Here is a 17,231-nt window from a genome sequence, read left to right on the forward strand (position 1 = left end):
TAAAAAAAGAGAGCAGAAATTCTGCTCTCAAACCATAGTTAAATTATTTTTAGAACAATCTGGTTAAATTATTCTCCCCATTTTTGTTCTGCTAAACGTTTATAAGAATCGTAACGTACCTTAGCATATTTTTCTGCTCCGCTGAAGAGTTCTTCTGCAGTTTCAGGGAAGGTATTCATCAATGACGTATAACGTACTTCGCCCATGATAAAGTCACGGAAAGGTATCGTTGGTTCCTTGGATTCCAGGCTAAATGGGTTCTTTCCTTCTTCTGCCAAATCAGGATTGAAGCGATAGAGATGCCAGTACCCAGAATCAACGGCTTTCTTAGCTTCTTGAACGCTCTTCGTCATACTAGCTTTAAGGCCATGGTTAATGCATGGAGCATAAGCAATAATTAATGAAGGTCCTTTATAAGCTTCGGCTTCCTTAATAACTTTGATAGCTTGGCTCATATTGGCACCAAGGGCAATTTGAGCGACATAAACGTAGCCGTAACTCATAGCCATCATACCAAGGTCTTTCTTACGAATCTTCTTACCTGCGGCAGCAAACTTAGCAACAGCTGCACGAGGCGTTGATTTTGAAGATTGACCACCGGTATTGGAATATACTTCAGTATCGAGAACGAGGACATTGACATCGTCGCCGGATGCTAAAACATGATCTAAACCACCATAGCCGATATCATAAGCCCATCCGTCTCCACCAATAATCCATTGGGATTTCTTGATAAGATGGTCTTTCCGACGAAGGATCTCTGCTAATACGTTATTGTCTCCATTATAGCCTTCAAGAGATGCCTTAATTTTTGCTGCGGCTGCTTTTGAAGCATCTGCATCATTCCAACCTGCAAGCCACTCTTCAAAGGCACCTTTAAGCTCAGCACCAATTTCCATTTCGAGTGCCTGCGTCATTAATTCAGCTAATTTTTCACGTTGCTGACGGACTCCCAAATACATGCCATAACCAAATTCAGCATTATCCTCGAATAAGGAGTTAGCCCAAGTCGGTCCTTTACCTTCTTGATTCGTGGTGTATGGAACCGCAGGAGCACTTCCACCCCAGATTGAACTACAACCGGTGGCATTAGCGATCATCATACGATCACCATAGAGTTGAGTTAGAAGCTTAACATAAGCGGTTTCTCCGCAACCTGGGCAAGCACCGTTAAACTCGAGTAAAGGCTGCGCAAATTGGCTTCCTTTAACAGTCGTCACATCAAAGAGATTCGATTTATTTTTAAGGGAAAGGGCAAATTCCCAGTTTGCTGTTTGTTGCTCAAATTGTTCAGCAGCAGGTTTCATTACCAGCGCTTTTTCTTTAGCCGGGCAAACTTCCGCACAGTTTCCACAACCGGTGCAATCCAAAGTGCTTACTTGGATACGGAATTGCAGACCTGCAGCTTCTTTACCAATAGCCTTCTTGCCAACAAAGGATTCCGGAGCATTTTTTGCCTCTTCTTCATTCATAAGGAAAGGACGGATTGCAGCGTGAGGGCAAACATAGGAACATTGGTTACACTGAATGCAATTGTTCATTTGCCATTCTGGAACTGTAACCCCAATACCACGTTTTTCGTAAGCCGTGGTACCAACCGGGAAGGTACCATCTTCACGACCATTGAAAGCACTGACAGGAAGATCATCTCCCTCCATGGCATTCATAGGACGAAGAATATTTTTAACGAAATCGGGTTCATCAGAAGCAGCAGCGACTTCTCCGTCTTGAGCGTTAGCCCAGGATGCAGGAATTTCAACTTTGACGAGAGCTGAAACACCTTGATCTATGGCTGCATTGTTCATGTCAACAATGTTTTGGCCTTTTTTACCATAGGTCTTTAAGACGGAAGCTTTCAAATAATCAATTGCCTCTTCAACAGGAATAACATTAGCAAGTTTGAAGAAAGCAGCCTGCATGACCATGTTAATCCGTGAACCAAGACCAATTTTACGGGCAATAGAAACTGCATCAATGATATAGAAGTTAACTTCGTTACGAGCAAGTGCCTGTTTCATTGCTGCCGGAAGTTTCTCATCCAATTCTTCAGGCGTCCATTGACAATTCAAAACAAAATTGCCCTTTTTCTTCAAGCCCTTTAAGAGGTCATATTGGTAGACATAGGTTTGATTATGACAAGCAATATAGTTTGCACCTGTCACATAGTAAGGGGATTTAATCGGCTTCTTGCCAAAGCGAACGTGCGAAATGGTAATACCGCCGGATTTCTTACTGTCATATTGGAAGTAAGCTTGAGCATAAAGAGAAGTATGATCCCCGATAATCTTGATAGCTTGCTTGTTGGCACCAACAGTACCGTCTGCGCCAAGGCCCCAGAATTTACAAGCAATAGTTCCCTCTGGAGCGGTATCAATGATTTCATCTTCAGGAAGAGACTTAAAGGTTACATCATCAACGATTCCAATGGTAAATCCATTGACCGGCTTTTCGGCCTTAAGATTTTTATAAACAGCCAATATTTGAGAAGGCGTTGTATCTTTGGATCCTAAGCCGTAACGACCTCCCACAATAACGGGTTTTTGCTCATGATTATAGAAAACTTCTTTAATATCTAAATAGAGAGGTTCACCTAAAGAACCAGGCTCTTTTGTTCTTTCAAGAACTGCGATCTTTTTAACAGTTTTGGGCAATACGTTGAAGAAATATTTGCTGGAGAAAGGATTGAAGAGGTGAATTTTGACAACTCCAACTTTTTCTCCTTTGGCCATAAGATAGTCGATGGTTTCTTCAATCGTATCACAGACTGAACCCATAGCAACAATTACATATTCGGCATCTTCCGCACCGTAATATTGGAAAGGATGATATTCACGACCGGTCAGTTTTTTATACTCTTGCATATAGTGCTCAACAATATCAGGAATCTCAGCATAAAACTTATTAGACGCTTCACGGCCTTGGAAATAAACATCAGGATTTTGAGCTGTTCCGCGCAAAACAGGATGTTCTGGGTTTAAACCACGGTCGCGGAATGCTTGAACCGCATCCATGTCTATTAATTTGCCAACTTCATCATATTCCGGTATCTCGATCTTTTGAATTTCATGAGACGTACGGAATCCATCGAAGAAATGTATAAAAGGAACTCTTGCCTTAACTGTCGCTAAATGAGCAATAAAGCCCAAGTCTAACGCTTCTTGGACGCTATGTGAAGAAAGCATTGCAAATCCAGTTGCACGAACAGACATTACGTCTTGATGATCACCAAAAATTGAAAGAGCATGGGTTGCTAAAGCCCGAGCACTTACATGGAATACACTTGGAAGCAGCTCACCGGCAATCTTATACATGTTAGGAATCATCAAAAGTAAGCCTTGTGAAGCTGTATACGTAGAGGTTAATGCACCAGCCTGGAGTGAACCGTGTACTGCACCTGCGGCACCTGCTTCGGATTGCATCTCAACGACTTTAACAGTTTGCCCATAAATGTTTTTCCTTCCATGAGCAGCCCATTCATCAACCAATTCGGCCATTGTCGAAGAGGGGGTGATGGGAAAGATGGTAGCGACTTCAGTAAATGCATACGATGCATGAGCCGCGGCTTCATTTCCATCCATGGTTTTCATTTTAGCCATTTTTTGTTTCCTCCTAATCATGTGATAAATTTAATTTTCCCGGGAGTATAATGGAATACCTTTTCTATTTTTCCTCATATTTTTCAGAAAACGAACTATTTAACTTTGAGGAAGAAATAGAATTTTCATAAAACGCCCGTAAAAACAGACGTAGGGAACTACTTCGCAATTACGTCGAATAGTTCCCTTTAGCAATTTTTAGTATACCTCCAACTTGTCGAACGAGTCAAGGACTTAATTTAAAAAATCTTTGAGTAAAAAGATTTAAATTCCTAATAACTGTAGGATTGATAAGGTTAATACTCCAGGAAATCCTAAAATTCCGACAATAATTACTGTAAAAAAATTAATTGGAATTGAAAAGCCAAGAATACTTAAAAGAAAATTAAATAACCAAAGTCCGACAATTCCGCCCAAGCTATGAATTGTGATTTTTAGAACAATATTTGGTTTTCCGAGAATTGAACGAACCGTTAATCCTATTATTATTATAAAAAATCCTAGAAAGACCAGTGTCAATATAGTTTCCCCCTCGTTCGGTGCTAGTCCATAGATATGCACTTCAAGGATAAAGAAGAACACTTAAATCTTCCCCATGATAAAAAATAATTAATCCTAATCTTTTTTTCGCTTTTAATGAATTAAGCGAAGGAACCACCCCCACTTATAGAAGTGGAAGTGGTTCCTATTCCTTGCTTAACTATCATTTGGCCAGAACTCTATGACCTTACTTCAATTAAAGCTGGCGTCTCCCTTCCAACGCTCGTGCAATGGTTACTTCATCAGCATATTCCAAGTCCCCGCCAACGGGTAACCCATGAGCTATACGGGTCACTTTAATTCCTAATGGTTTTAGTAAACGAGCTAAATATAAAGCAGTTGCTTCTCCTTCTACCGTCGGATTAAGAGCCATAACAACTTCCCGAACACCTTCCAAACGTTTTAAAAGAAGGTTAATAGTTAATTGCTCCGGTCCTATTCCTTCCATAGGTGAGAGCACACCGTGCAAAACATGATACCGACCTTTGAATTCTTTGGTTTTTTCTAAGGATACCACATCTCTCGGATGTTCCACGACACAAAGTTCTGAGGAATCTCGTTGTGGGTTCTGACAAAGTGCACAAGGATCTTGGTCCGTGAAGTTGGAGCAAATTGAACATTTTTTAAGCGAATGATTTGCTGCCAGAATCGCCTGAGCCAAATCCTGCGAAATTTGTGGCTGCTGCAGAAGGTGAAATGCCAATCTTCCTGCTGTTTTGGGACCAATCCCCGGCAAACGTGCCAAAGAGCTGATAAGATCTGCCAAAGGCTGAGGATAGTTCAGAAAATCCATAGTTCACCTAGAACAAGCCGGGGATCTTTAAACCACCGGTCAATTTTCCCATTTCGTTACCAGCCATTTCCTGAGCTTTTCTTAACCCTTCATTAACTGCGGCCTTGACAAGATCTTCCAGCATTTCTACATCCTCAGGATCAATAGCTTCGGGATTGATTTTCATTTCTACTAATTCCATTTTTCCACTTACAACAACTTGAACCATCCCGCCCCCAGAAGAGGCATCCACTGTTTTATTTTGCAATTCCTCTTGTGCTCTAGCCATGTCCTCTTGAAGCTTTTGGGCTTGCTTAATCATTTGATTCATATTTCCACCCATACCGCCGCCCATTCCTTTAAAACCTGCCATATTAACACTTCCTATCTTGATTTTATCATCAATATTTGATATTTAATCTCGAACGGTTACAAGATCTTCGCCGAACATATCCTTTGCTTTATCGATAAGAGCTTGTTCTTCAAGTTCTTTATTCTGCAGCTCTGAACGGTCTTTCTTTTGAAATTCGTTTTCCATAACGTTGTTTAAAGTAATAGTTATTCCAAATAGTTGCTGCAAAGCCTCTTCAATTGTCTGGCGATTTTCTTGCTGATTAACCTTATCTTTGTGAAAGGAACACCCTTGACGAAAAGCAATGGTCAACATGTTTCCTTCAAGATAAACCGGTTTTCCTTCTAACAAAAAAGCTTGAGTAGATTTCTTTCGGCGTTTAACCTGATCTAAAATCTCATTCCAGCGTTCTTGAACAATCTCTATTGCTAAAGATTCCGTTTTTGTTGTGGATTTCTTTTCAGCAGTGGCAGCTGGCTCAATTTCCAGAGCAGTTTTTGTCTGAGATTTATTATTTTCTTGCTCATCAGACCCTACTGAGACCGGAATTTTTAATGTACTTTTCCTAGGGAGATCCTTACCCGACAAAAGATTTTGCAGTTGAAGTTCAAGCGATGTCAAGCGTTTAATAATCTCATCCTGATCATTAATAACATGTTGCCCTTCATGAATTGTCTGAACTATTAAAAGTTCGGCTGCTAAGCGAGCATTAGATGCATATTTCAACTGTCCTTCGCCCTGCATTAAAAGCGAAATCCAATGTAATAAACGGGATATTGGAATTTTTTTACCTTGTTCAACTAACCGCTCTTGAATTTCGGGAGCAACTAGTGGAGTTCCGCCTGTAGTTAAGTTCAAGAGCATCTGCCGAAGATACTCTAAAAGCTCCCGAATAATTTGTCTTGGATCTCGACCTTGCTGTATTCCCCCCGTCAGAGTTTCTAAACTCTTTCCATAATCGAGGGCAATTAACCCATCAACTAATTCCGAACTAAAGGTCTCACCTACCATTCCTAAAACCTGATAGACTTCCTTAACACCAATGGGATCATCTTGAAGCAGACATTGATCTAAAATACTTAAGGCATCGCGGAGACCGCCTTCAGATTTTTGGGCAATCACCAATAAAGCACTCTGCTGAACCTGACGCCCTAATGATTCACAAACAACAGTTAATCGTCTTGTTATATCCTCAATTGAAATACGGTGAAACTCAAAACGTTGAACACGAGAAAGAATTGTGAGAGGTATTTTCTGAACCTCTGTTGTAGCTAAAATAAAAACGACCTGTGAGGGTGGCTCTTCCAAAGTTTTAAGCAGAGCGTTAAAAGCCTCTGTTGTCAGCATATGCACTTCATCAATAATATAAACTTTAAATTTGCCTTGTATCGAGCTTAGCTTGATGTTTTCTCGTAAATCTCGAATCTCATCAATTCCTCGATTAGACGCGGCATCGATCTCAAACACTTCAATTGCAGAACCATGATCAATACTAGTACATGAAGAACATTGATTACAAGGTTCAACCCCATTTCGCTGTTCACAATTTAAAGCCTTGGCCAAAATTTTGGCAGCTGTTGTCTTACCTGTACCTCTCGGCCCGCTAAATAAGTACGCATGAGCTATTTTATTTTGCTTAAGGGCATTTATCAATGTCTGTGTAACATGTTCCTGACCCACAATACTTTGAAAAGTTTTTGGTCTCCATTCACGGTACAATGCCAAATAAGCCATAAATTCACCCTCATAATTCGAGCGTTTTGAAAAGTAAGTATTAAGTATAAAGAAAAACCTAGCTGCTGCTCGAAGAGTCTGTCTTCTCACTTTTCTGATAGTACAAAAAAGATGGTACCAATACCACCTTTATCTTAAATAATAGCCGTACACCTTTGATCGATCCTTCACCTCCGAACGTTACCTTGGTCGAACGGTTCGATTCAGGCAACCTTACGGCACACAAAACGTCCTCCTTAGTGCTGCTTCCGTCAAGACCTGACACGGTTCGGAGTGTTCTGTTGCGTAAGACCAAAATCTCATCACCATCTACCAAAGACAGCTTCACAGATGAGGACCTTTCGCAGGAATTCCACCTTGCTAGAGCGGACTGCAAGTTACAAGGAACCGCTACCTCCCCGTCTAGTACGGCTAAATCAATTATAGCAAAATAAAAAGCCGAAGTCGAATACTTTGGCTCCCTTTCCAATATGGCGGAGAGAGAGGGATTTGAACCCTCGACACCAGTTACCCAGTGTACCCGCTTTCCAGGCGGGCGCCTTCGACCACTCAGCCACCTCTCCGTGCTCTCCAACTCTTACAAACATATTAATTTGCAAAAATTTTAGTGAACAAAGAGAATTATAGCTTATACTGACAAGGGAGTCAAGGATAAAGTTCTGTAAATTTTTGTAACATCGCAAAGTAACTCTTGCCGTTTCTGATAAGTGCGTTTTAAATCCTTATTAGCTTTTTTACGAGTTCCCAAAAATAAAATTTTACTTTAAGTGAATTTGAAGGAGCAGAACTCTCAATTTTATTATTCACCGATTTATTTGCTGAATTGACGTTTCCCTTGTCATTAACTTGTTCAGTTTGTTGATTTACTGCTTGTTGTTTTTCTGAATAGAGAGGAGCCTTATCATTTATTGGTATCCCTGGTTTTCCATCCACTTGGACCGCTGTCGAATGCTCAATATCGATAAAACACAGCGGAGGAAAAAGAACACACCACCAGTTAGATCCTTTGCCTACTCCGATGACGACTCGTAATGCTTCATAATCTCCTGCCGGCAAGATCAAAGTACCATATGATTTCGTTGGAAAGCTGAAATGACCGAACTCCGTGTGAACACTGTAATTCTTACCCCAAGCTTTAACTACAGCGCGTCCAATTTCCTCCATTTCCGGACGAAGTCCTGCAAGAATTTGCCGAGATTCCTGCAAAGATCTCGAAGATGCCAGTTTAGGGGAAACTTCTTTTAAGATTGCATCTCTTACAGCTCTTTTCAATGCTTGGTCTTGCTCGCTATCTGAGTTGGCAAGGACATGAAATCGTATCAATTGATCAGGAGTTTGCGCCAATTTTCCTTCATCATATATGACATTTTCAGATATTTTTGTGGGTATATAAACGTTTTCCTTCCAAAGCATAGCACTAAGAGGTCCATAACCTAAAATTCCAAACATACAGACCACCATTGATATTCCAATTATTTCTCTCCATTTGATTCTTCTGGTTTGGAGCCTTGATTGGAGACCCTGGAAGCTATTTATTAGATCAACTATATTTTTTTCAGATTTTTTTATTATATGATCCATTCTTGTCAAAACCTCTTTCTGGACACAGTACGTATTTGTCTCTATTTCTTATACTTTGCCCAGAATGTGAAATTTTAAACAAATCATTGCAAAATAAAAGAGCCCTTTTTAGAAAGGCTCTTATTTTTTATAAGTATGGCGGAGGAGGTGGGATTCGAACCCACGGACGGCTTACACCGTCAAACGATTTCGAGTCGCTCTCGTTATGACCACTTCGATACTCCTCCGTATAATATAACTGCTAAGACAACTATGAACTCACATCAAACTATACAATCATCATAATATTTCACAGATGCTTAGAGGTTAACCATTTTTTAAAATTTATCGTCACCTTAGAGATTTAAAAAACTGCTTTAATATATCTGTACATTCTTCTTCTAAAATTCCAGCGTATATATCTACTTTATGATTCCATAAGGTAAAATCAAGCACATTGATTACTGAACCAACAGCCCCACCTTTTAAGTCCATCGATCCATAAACAAGTCTTTTCAGACGTGCCTGAAGTATAGCGCCTGCACACATGGGACATGGCTCTAAGGTTACATACAACGATGCATCACTTAATCTCCAAGATCCTAACGTTTCAGCGGCACGTTGAATTGCTAAAATCTCAGCATGGGCTGTAGGATCATGTCGAAGTTCTTTTTCGTTGTGTGCTTCTGCTATAACAGTATCATTTTGAACGATTACAGCACCAATTGGTACTTCACCTCGTTCAAAAGCCAATTGTGCTTGTAAAAGTGCTAAACGCATCCAATCTTGGTGGCGCATAAATACCTCAAAGTGGTGACCCCGGGAGGAGTCGAACCTCCGCAAGACAGGGTTTAGGAAACCCCCGCTCTATCCACTGAGCTACGAGGCCTCAGTTTTTATTTATCACTGAATCTAAAGCAATTGTCAATTAGACAATGTCCTGAATTATTCAGTGAACAAATGTGCGATATTCGTATATCGATTATCGCACTAAAACTATCAATAATGGTGCGCTCGGAGGGATTCGAACCCCCGACATCCTGATTCGAAGTCAGACGCTCTATCCAGCTGAACTACGAGCGCAAAGAAAAGACTTAAATCTTAAAAGACCTACGCTATTCACTCACTTGAACATCGAGCTTCGAACATCGACATTCATTCTGGCGGAGGGGGTGGGATTCGAACCCACGGACCCCTCACGAAGTCACCGGTTTTCAAGACCGGCTCCTTAAACCGCTCGGACACCCCTCCATGTAAGACGAACAACATATAGAATATCATAATTAAGGATGAATGGCAACTAAAAATTTCTGTAAATTTTTAAACTATTTACCATATACCTGCTAATTTTCACTCAACCTTAACCAATATATTCTACACCCATATAGGGTTGCAAGGCTTTTGGAATATGAATTCTGCCCTTTGAATCCTGACAATTTTCCATAATAGCAGCGACTGTTCGCCCGATTGCTAAACCACTGCCATTTAGGGTATGGACAAATTCGGGTTTTTCCTTTGGTCCTCTGCGGAAACGGATGTTTGCCCGACGTGCTTGAAAATCTTCAAAATTACTGCATGAAGAAATTTCACGGTATGTATTAAAGCTCGGCAGCCAAACTTCTAAATCATAAGTTTTAGCGGAAGAAAATCCGAGATCCCCGGTCGATAACGTCATTACCCGATAGGGAAGTTCTAATTCCTGAAGAATACTTTCGGCATCGTTCGTTAATAACTCCAGCTCTTGGTAAGAATTCTCCGGAAGTGAAAATTTAACAAGCTCAACCTTATTAAATTGATGCTGACGAATCAAGCCCCGAGTATCACGGCCTGCTGATCCTGCTTCTGAGCGAAAACATGCACTGTAAGCACAATGTCGAATAGGCAGACTGTTGCCATCTAAAATTTCATCTCGATAGAGATTCGTAACAGGTACTTCAGCAGTTGGAATCAAAAAATAATCGGTGCCCATGACTTTAAAGGCATCATCTTCAAATTTCGGGAGTTGACCAGTTCCAAACATCGAAGTACGACTTACCATATAAGGCGGTAAAATCTCTGTATACCCCTTTGCTGTATGCTTATCAAGCATAAAAGAGATGAGAGAGCGTTCCAGCCTGGCACCTAAACCTTTATAAAAGGTAAAACGTGCCCCAGTTACTTTTCCGGCCCGTGTAAAATCGAAAATGTCTAAGTTTTCCCCAAGCTCGTAATGTGCCTTTGGCTCAAAATCAAAGGACCGCGGAGTTCCCCAACTGCGAACTTCGATATTCGCACTCTCATCTGTGCCTACCGGCACCGAAGGATGGGGTATGTTCGGAATTTCATAAAGGACTTTTTCCATCTCTTGAACAATTTCCGAAGATTTTTGTTCTAAGCTTTTAACAGTTTGGCCAACTTCACGCATTTCCAAAACAAGTGCTTCCGCGTCTTCTCCCTTTTTCTTAAGACGTCCAACCTCTTCGGATACGGCATTTCGTCGAGCTTTTAAGGTTTCAATTTCAAAAAGAAGGCGACGCCTTTCTTCTTCTTGTTCTAAAAAATGATCTAAGCTAATAGAAACATGACGTTTTTGTAAAGCTTCTTTTACCAAATCAGGGTTGCTGCGAACAAACTTCAGATCTAACATACTAAATCCTCCCATACCATGAACGCTTTTACTTTACCCAATGTTCATCAATCATACCCAAAAAGTATTGATGGACCCTATGATCCGGGGTAAGCTCAGGATGAAAGGCACTGGCCAATAAATTTCCTTGTCGGGCAAAGACAATCTTTCCCTCAAACTCAGCTAAAATACCTACATTAGGAGCAACTTCCCGAAGATAAGGTGCTCTAATAAAGACAGCGCGCAAAGGATGAGTGCCCATAGCAGGCACCTGAAGATCTGTTTCAAAACTTGCTATTTGCCTGCCAAAGGCATTACGTTCTACTGTTGTATCCATTAAATTTAATCGATACTGATCACTGTCTATAATTGTTTTACTGAGCAAAATCATACCGGCACAAGTCCCAAAGATTGGCAAGTCTTTTGCGCCCAGCTCTTTTATTTTTTCACCGAGATCATTAATCTGCAATTGTTTACCTATTGCTGTACTTTCACCACCGGGAATAATCAAGCCATGGATTCCCTCAAGGTCACTTGTTTTACGCACTTCAACAACATCGCAGTCTAATTGCTTCAAAACCTGCCGGTGCTCGCGAAATGCTCCTTGTAAGGCTAAAACGCCGACACGTTTTTTCATGTTTACCAACCCCGATCTTGCATACGCTGAGCATCCGTCAGAGTTGAAATTTCAATACCTGTCATAGGTTGTCCAAGGTCCTTAGACACTTCAGCTAAAATCTTTGCATCATTATAGTGAGTTGTTGCCATAACAATAGCTTTGGCTCTTGCCTTAGGATTATCTGATTTAAAAATTCCGGATCCAACGAAAATTCCATCTACTCCAAGCTGCATCATGAGAGCTGCATCTGCAGGAGTTGCTATTCCGCCGGCCGCAAAGTTAACTACAGGAAGTTTTCCATGTTCTGCTACGTAAAGTACCAGCTCATAAGGTGCTCCCATAGTTTTAGCTGCCGTCATAAGCTCCTCTTTAGGCATAACCGATAAGGCACGCATATCACTCATGACAGTTCTCATATGTCGTACAGCTTCAACAACGTTTCCCGTTCCTGGTTCACCCTTGGTGCGAATCATAGCTGCACCTTCGCCAATTCTGCGCAATGCTTCGCCAAGATTTCGACATCCACAAACAAAAGGAACTTTAAAGTCATGTTTATTAATGTGAAAGGCGTCGTCGGCAGGAGTCAGAACTTCTGATTCATCAATATAATCAACGCCCAAGGATTCTAGGATTTGAGCTTCCACGAAATGACCAATTCTTGCTTTGGCCATCACCGGAATAGAAACAACTTCCATAATACTTTGAATAATAGTGGGATCTGCCATACGCGCAACCCCACCTTCTGCACGAATATCGGAAGGAACACGTTCTAAAGCCATAACGGCACATGCTCCTGCTTCTTCAGCAATAATAGCCTGTTCAGGTGTCGTCACATCCATGATGACGCCGCCTTTTAACATTTCTGCTAGCCCAGTCTTAACTTTTAATGATCCGAATTCTGCCATCTGATAATTCCTCCTAAAATTTATGTTAGTATCAGTATTATCTCTTAACTGGCTTCTAAACCCTGACTTCTGATTCCAGACATGGTAACACCTTGCGTTAATTTTGTCAATTTAATCCTCAGATTCTGTCTCCTCAGAGCCGTCTTCCTCTCTCATGACAATCTTAGCCATAGCAACAACTTTACTGTCATCACCAGTTCTCATAGCCAAAACCCCGTGGGCGGTTCGTCCTTGATTGGAAATACCTGAAACTTGGAGACGCAGCATAATTCCATTATTTGTAATTACCATTAATTCATCTTCTGCTTTAACGACTTTTACACCAATGAGCAAACCTGTTTTAGAATTTAACTTCATAACAATAATCCCTTTGCCGCCCCGGCCTTGAACCCTAAATTCCTTAAGATCTGTACGTTTAGCAAAGCCATTTTCGCTCATAGTCAGAAGTTCGCCTTCATCTCCGATAACTTCCATTCCCACAACTTCATCATTATCTTCAAGTTTTATTCCCTTCACGCCTCGTGCAGTGCGGCCCATATATCTTACTTCATCTTCCGGGAAGCGAATCGCAATTCCTTGACGTGTTGCCAGCAAAATATCATCTAAACCTTGGGTTAATTTTACTCCTATTAATTCGTCACCCTCATCAAGGGTTAACGCTATTAAACCTTCACGCCGCGACGAATCGTATTCTTGCAGAGCTGTTTTTTTCATAATACCCTTTTTCGTGGCGGTAATTAAGAAATAATCCGGACTATAATCTTTAATGGCCATCACAGCCGTAATCATTTCATTTGGGCTTAAACTTAAAAGATTAATAATAGCCGTTCCTTTTCCTGTGCGACTGGCTTCTGGAATTTCATGAGCTTTCAGACGATAAACTTTACCTTGTGACGTGAAAAAGAGAATATAATGATGAGTTGAAGTAATAAAAAGATGTTCGACAAAATCTTCTTCTTTGGTAGCCATTCCATGAACACCTTTTCCACCACGATTTTGACTCTTATAGGTGTTTAATGGCAAACGTTTTATATAGCCGTAGTGGGTAACTGTTACTACAACTTCCTCTTCAGCGATAAGGTCCTCAATATCCATCCTGCTGACATCAACGGTTATAGAAGTTCTTCGTGGATCGCCATACTTTTGCTGAATTTCCTTGATTTCATTTTTAATAATTTCAATAACCATACTAGGTGAAGCAAGAACTGACTTAAGATAGGCTATCGTTGTCATAAGTTCATGATACTGACTTTCTAATTTGTCACGTTCTAAACCTGTTAAACGTTTCAGACGCATATCAACAATTGCTTGGGCTTGTTTCTCACTTAAACCAAAACGACTCGACAGATTTATTCGAGCCTCTGCCTCATCAGCAGAAGAACGAATTGTTTCTATGACTTCATCAATATGATCAAGGGCGATTCTCAAACCTTCAACAATATGTGCCTCAGCTTCAGCTTTATTAAGTTCAAACCGAGTTCTTCGCACAATAACATCCTTTTGATGTTCAATAAAGTAGTGAATCATATCTTTAAGGGTCAGAACTCTCGGCTGATTATTAACAAGTGCCAGCAAATTAACCCCAAACGTTTCTTCCATTTGAGTATGTTTATAAAGCTGATTCAATATAATTTGAGGATTAACGTCCCGTCTAAGCTCAATGACAATATGCATCCCTGTACGATCGGACTCATCCCGCAGATCGGTAATACCATCGAGTCGTTTATCCCGCACAAGTTCAGCAATTTTTTCAATAAGTCTTGCCTTATTCACTAAAAAGGGAATTTCAGTAACAACAATTCTCGTCTTACCTGATTTTTCCATATCCTCAATATCAGCTTTAGCCCTAATTTTAATTGACCCTTTTCCTGTTGAATAGGCAGCCTTAATTCCTTCATGCCCCATAATTATTCCACCGGTCGGAAAATCAGGACCTTTGACATAATTCATTAAATCTGTACAAGTCAGATCAGGATTATCCAACAAGGCAACCGTAGCATCAATAACTTCGCTTAAATTATGAGGAGGGATATTAGTAGCCATACCTACAGCAATTCCCGAAGAACCGTTAACTAAAAGGTTGGGAAATTTAGCTGGTAAGACTGTAGGTTCGTCCTGCTTTTCATCATAGTTTGGTGTAAAGTCAATGGTATCTTTATCAATATCTGCCAGCATATACGTAGCCATTTTAGCCATACGAAGTTCTGTATAACGCATAGCAGCCGCAGAATCCCCATCAATAGATCCAAAGTTACCATGGCCGTCAATTAAGGGATAACGACTGGCAAAATCTTGAGCCATGCGAACGACGGCATCATAGATTGAACTATCTCCATGAGGATGAAATTTAGCCATACAATCCCCGACAAGCCGTGCAGATTTGCTGTATGGTTTAGTTGGGGTCATGCCTAATTCATGAAGTGTATATAAAATTCGGCGATGAACCGGTTTAAGTCCGTCCCGTACATCCGGCAAAGCCCGGCTGACAATAACACTCATAGAATAGTCGATAAAGGACTTTTTCATTTCATCTGCAATTTCAACAGGAAGAACTTTTCCCCCTTGGATTTCATCCGACATGAACGAGCACTCCTTTAAGTATCCAAATTACGTACATCTTTAGCGTGCCGATGAATAAAATCTCGGCGCGGTTCCACTTTATCGCCCATTAAGATTGAGAACATATCTTCAGATCTGATAGCATCTTCGATGGTCACCTGTAAAATTGTACGTTTTGCTGGATCCATCGTGGTTTCCCATAACTGTTCAGGATTCATCTCTCCTAAACCTTTATATCGTTGAATCTCAACTTTATCCCGGCCTATGATCTCCAAGATTTTGTTAAGTTCATCATCGGAATAAGCATATTGTATCTCTCTCCCCTTTTTGACTTTAAAAAGAGGAGGCTGCGCGATATATACATAGTGATTTTCAATTAATGGTTTCATATAGCGATAAAAAAACGTTAATAAAAGGGTACGAATATGAGCGCCATCAACATCAGCATCTGTCATAATAATCAGCTTGTTATAACGTGCTTTGCTAATATCAAAATCATCCGATATACCGGTCCCCATCGCCGTAATCATAGCTCGAATTTCGGCATTTGCTAATATTTTATCCAACCTTGCTTTTTCAACATTTAAGATTTTCCCACGCAAAGGCAAAATAGCTTGAAAACGCCGGTCTCGCCCTTGTTTAGCCGAACCTCCTGCACTATCTCCCTCAACGAGATACATTTCACATAGATCAGGTTCTTTCCAAGAGCAATCCGCTAATTTACCAGGCAAAGACGTTCCCTCAAGAGCACTTTTGCGGCGGGTTAGCTCTCGCGCTTTCCGGGCTGCATCCCGTGCCCGGGCGGCTTGAAGTGATTTTTCAATAAATTTCTTGGCCAAGGCTGGATTTTCCTCCAGAAAAACACTTAAACCCTCGCCTGTCGCAGAATCCACAATTCCACGAATTTCGCTGTTGCCAAGTTTTGTCTTTGTCTGCCCTTCAAACTGAGGGTCAGGTACTTTAACAGAAATAACTGCCGTCAAACCTTCCCGAATATCATCCCCGGAAAGATTGGAATCGGAAGATTTTAAAATACTATTTTTTCGGGCATAATCATTAACTACCCGAGTAAGCGCCGATTTAAAGCCTGCTTCATGTGTTCCGCCTTCTTGAGTATTAATATTATTAGCATAAGAATATAGATTTTCGGTATAACTATCATTATACTGCATGGAAACTTCTACTTGAACTCCATCTTTACTGGTTTCAATAAAGATGGGTTGGGGATGTAAACAATCTTTTGTCTTGTTAAGATACATGACAAAATCTTGAATACCTCCTGTATGAAAGAAAGTTTCTTGACTATCCGTTCGTTCATCCGTTAAATTTATTTTTACACTTTTGTTCAAAAACGATAATTCTCTCAGCCTATGAGCCAAAACATCATAGTCATAAACTGTGTCTTCAAAAATTTCCGGGTCGGGCATGAACGATATTTGTGTACCAGTCTTATCTGTTACACCCAGATCCAGAAGTTCTGTAGTTGGCTTACCTTGAGCATATTCCTGGTGATAAACATGCCCGCCTTTAAAAACCTCCACAATTAACCATTTTGAAAGAGCATTGACAACACTTAGACCGACTCCATGTAAACCACCGGATACTTTGTAGGCACTTTCACTGCCGCCAAACTTTCCTCCGGCGTGTAACACCGTTAAACAAACTTCGACAGTAGGTTTACCCATTTTAGGGTGAATATCAACAGGAATACCTCGTCCATTATCAATAACTGTAATGCTATTATCCTTACGAATAATAACATCAATTAGGTCACAGACACCAGCTAATGCCTCATCAATACTATTGTCAACGATCTCGTAAACAAGATGATGAAGGCCCCGGCTGCTTGTTGATCCGATATACATTCCAGGGCGCTTACGTACAGCTTCAAGTCCTTCCAGAACTTCAATTTGCCCTGCATTATAATTATCACTTGGATCCGGAATATTAATATCTGTATTATCTTGCAAAGCTGTTTCCTCCCAAATA

At 40.7% G+C, this 17,231-nt stretch carries 12 protein-coding genes, 5 tRNA genes and 1 other RNA gene; all 18 read right to left on the reverse strand.

Features of this window, described 5'->3' with window-relative positions:
- Positions 1-68 precede the first annotated feature (68 nt).
- The 18 genes from nifJ to gyrB all read right to left on the reverse strand — a co-directional run bounded on the left by nifJ (position 69) and on the right by gyrB (position 17,212).
- Positions 69-3,596 (reverse strand): pyruvate:ferredoxin (flavodoxin) oxidoreductase, encoded by a 3,528-nt coding sequence (gene nifJ / locus ACPUYX_RS08975; protein WP_426379351.1) that lies wholly within the window; start codon positions 3,594-3,596, stop codon positions 69-71.
- 264 nt (positions 3,597-3,860) lie between these two features.
- Positions 3,861-4,115, reverse strand: coding sequence for a pro-sigmaK processing inhibitor BofA family protein (locus ACPUYX_RS08980; protein WP_426379352.1), 255 nt, complete (start codon positions 4,113-4,115; stop codon positions 3,861-3,863).
- Between the two features lie 217 nt (positions 4,116-4,332).
- Positions 4,333-4,929 (reverse strand): recombination mediator RecR, encoded by a 597-nt coding sequence (gene recR, locus ACPUYX_RS08985; RefSeq protein ID WP_088226334.1) that lies wholly within the window; start codon positions 4,927-4,929, stop codon positions 4,333-4,335.
- Positions 4,930-4,936: 7 nt separating this feature from the next.
- Positions 4,937-5,281 (reverse strand): YbaB/EbfC family nucleoid-associated protein, encoded by a 345-nt coding sequence (locus ACPUYX_RS08990; protein WP_426379353.1) that lies wholly within the window; start codon positions 5,279-5,281, stop codon positions 4,937-4,939.
- Positions 5,282-5,323: 42 nt separating this feature from the next.
- Complete coding sequence (gene dnaX / locus ACPUYX_RS08995) at positions 5,324-6,994, reverse strand: DNA polymerase III subunit gamma/tau (RefSeq protein ID WP_426379354.1); 1,671 nt, start codon at positions 6,992-6,994, stop codon at positions 5,324-5,326.
- A 145-nt stretch (positions 6,995-7,139) separates the two neighbouring features.
- An RNA gene (gene ffs / locus ACPUYX_RS09000) (signal recognition particle sRNA large type) lies at positions 7,140-7,405 on the reverse strand.
- 60 nt (positions 7,406-7,465) lie between these two features.
- Positions 7,466-7,557 (reverse strand) — tRNA-Ser (locus ACPUYX_RS09005).
- A gap of 151 nt (positions 7,558-7,708) precedes the next feature.
- On the reverse strand, positions 7,709-8,443 hold the full coding sequence (gene spoIIR / locus ACPUYX_RS09010) for a stage II sporulation protein R (protein WP_426379355.1): 735 nt from the start codon (positions 8,441-8,443) through the stop codon (positions 7,709-7,711).
- 268 nt (positions 8,444-8,711) lie between these two features.
- Positions 8,712-8,802, reverse strand: a tRNA-Ser gene (locus ACPUYX_RS09015).
- A 103-nt stretch (positions 8,803-8,905) separates the two neighbouring features.
- Positions 8,906-9,352, reverse strand: a complete 447-nt coding sequence (gene tadA / locus ACPUYX_RS09020; protein WP_426379356.1) for a tRNA adenosine(34) deaminase TadA — start codon at positions 9,350-9,352, stop codon at positions 8,906-8,908.
- Between the two features lie 13 nt (positions 9,353-9,365).
- Positions 9,366-9,443, reverse strand: a tRNA-Arg gene (locus tag ACPUYX_RS09025).
- Positions 9,444-9,560: 117 nt separating this feature from the next.
- A tRNA-Arg gene (locus ACPUYX_RS09030) sits at positions 9,561-9,637 on the reverse strand.
- A gap of 78 nt (positions 9,638-9,715) precedes the next feature.
- Positions 9,716-9,805: transfer RNA gene (locus tag ACPUYX_RS09035), tRNA-Ser, on the reverse strand.
- A 109-nt stretch (positions 9,806-9,914) separates the two neighbouring features.
- Positions 9,915-11,180 (reverse strand): serine--tRNA ligase, encoded by a 1,266-nt coding sequence (gene serS / locus ACPUYX_RS09040; RefSeq protein ID WP_426379357.1) that lies wholly within the window; start codon positions 11,178-11,180, stop codon positions 9,915-9,917.
- 28 nt (positions 11,181-11,208) lie between these two features.
- On the reverse strand, positions 11,209-11,796 hold the full coding sequence (gene pdxT / locus ACPUYX_RS09045; protein ID WP_426379358.1) for a pyridoxal 5'-phosphate synthase glutaminase subunit PdxT: 588 nt from the start codon (positions 11,794-11,796) through the stop codon (positions 11,209-11,211).
- 2 nt (positions 11,797-11,798) lie between these two features.
- A complete protein-coding gene (gene pdxS, locus ACPUYX_RS09050) occupies positions 11,799-12,683 on the reverse strand; it encodes a pyridoxal 5'-phosphate synthase lyase subunit PdxS (protein ID WP_088226340.1) in 885 nt (294 codons plus the stop codon).
- 111 nt (positions 12,684-12,794) lie between these two features.
- Positions 12,795-15,263: a DNA gyrase subunit A gene (gene gyrA, locus ACPUYX_RS09055; RefSeq protein WP_426379359.1), complete on the reverse strand. Its 2,469-nt coding sequence runs from the start codon at positions 15,261-15,263 to the stop codon at positions 12,795-12,797.
- Positions 15,264-15,277: 14 nt separating this feature from the next.
- A complete protein-coding gene (gyrB, locus tag ACPUYX_RS09060; protein ID WP_426379360.1) occupies positions 15,278-17,212 on the reverse strand; it encodes a DNA topoisomerase (ATP-hydrolyzing) subunit B in 1,935 nt (644 codons plus the stop codon).
- Positions 17,213-17,231 lie beyond the last annotated feature (19 nt).

The organism is Desulfosporosinus sp. SYSU MS00001, assembly GCF_049943955.1.
Taxonomy (GTDB): domain Bacteria; phylum Bacillota; class Desulfitobacteriia; order Desulfitobacteriales; family Desulfitobacteriaceae; genus Desulfosporosinus.

Bases quoted from the DNA above. Each gene is read 5' to 3' on its own strand.
- nifJ (WP_426379351.1), bottom strand. From the start codon at position 3,596: ATGGCTAAAATGAAAACCATGGATGGAAATGAAGCCGCGGCTCATGCA.
- recR (WP_088226334.1), bottom strand. From the start codon at position 4,929: ATGGATTTTCTGAACTATCCTCAGCCTTTGGCAGATCTTATCAGCTCT.
- ACPUYX_RS08990 (WP_426379353.1), bottom strand. From the start codon at position 5,281: ATGGCAGGTTTTAAAGGAATGGGCGGCGGTATGGGTGGAAATATGAAT.
- dnaX (WP_426379354.1), bottom strand. From the start codon at position 6,994: ATGGCTTATTTGGCATTGTACCGTGAATGGAGACCAAAAACTTTTCAA.
- spoIIR (WP_426379355.1), bottom strand. From the start codon at position 8,443: ATGTTTGGAATTTTAGGTTATGGACCTCTTAGTGCTATGCTTTGGAAG.
- tadA (WP_426379356.1), bottom strand. From the start codon at position 9,352: ATGCGCCACCAAGATTGGATGCGTTTAGCACTTTTACAAGCACAATTG.
- serS (WP_426379357.1), bottom strand. From the start codon at position 11,180: ATGTTAGATCTGAAGTTTGTTCGCAGCAACCCTGATTTGGTAAAAGAA.
- pdxT (WP_426379358.1), bottom strand. From the start codon at position 11,796: ATGAAAAAACGTGTCGGCGTTTTAGCCTTACAAGGAGCATTTCGCGAG.
- pdxS (WP_088226340.1), bottom strand. From the start codon at position 12,683: ATGGCAGAATTCGGATCATTAAAAGTTAAGACTGGGCTAGCAGAAATG.
- gyrA (WP_426379359.1), bottom strand. From the start codon at position 15,263: ATGTCGGATGAAATCCAAGGGGGAAAAGTTCTTCCTGTTGAAATTGCA.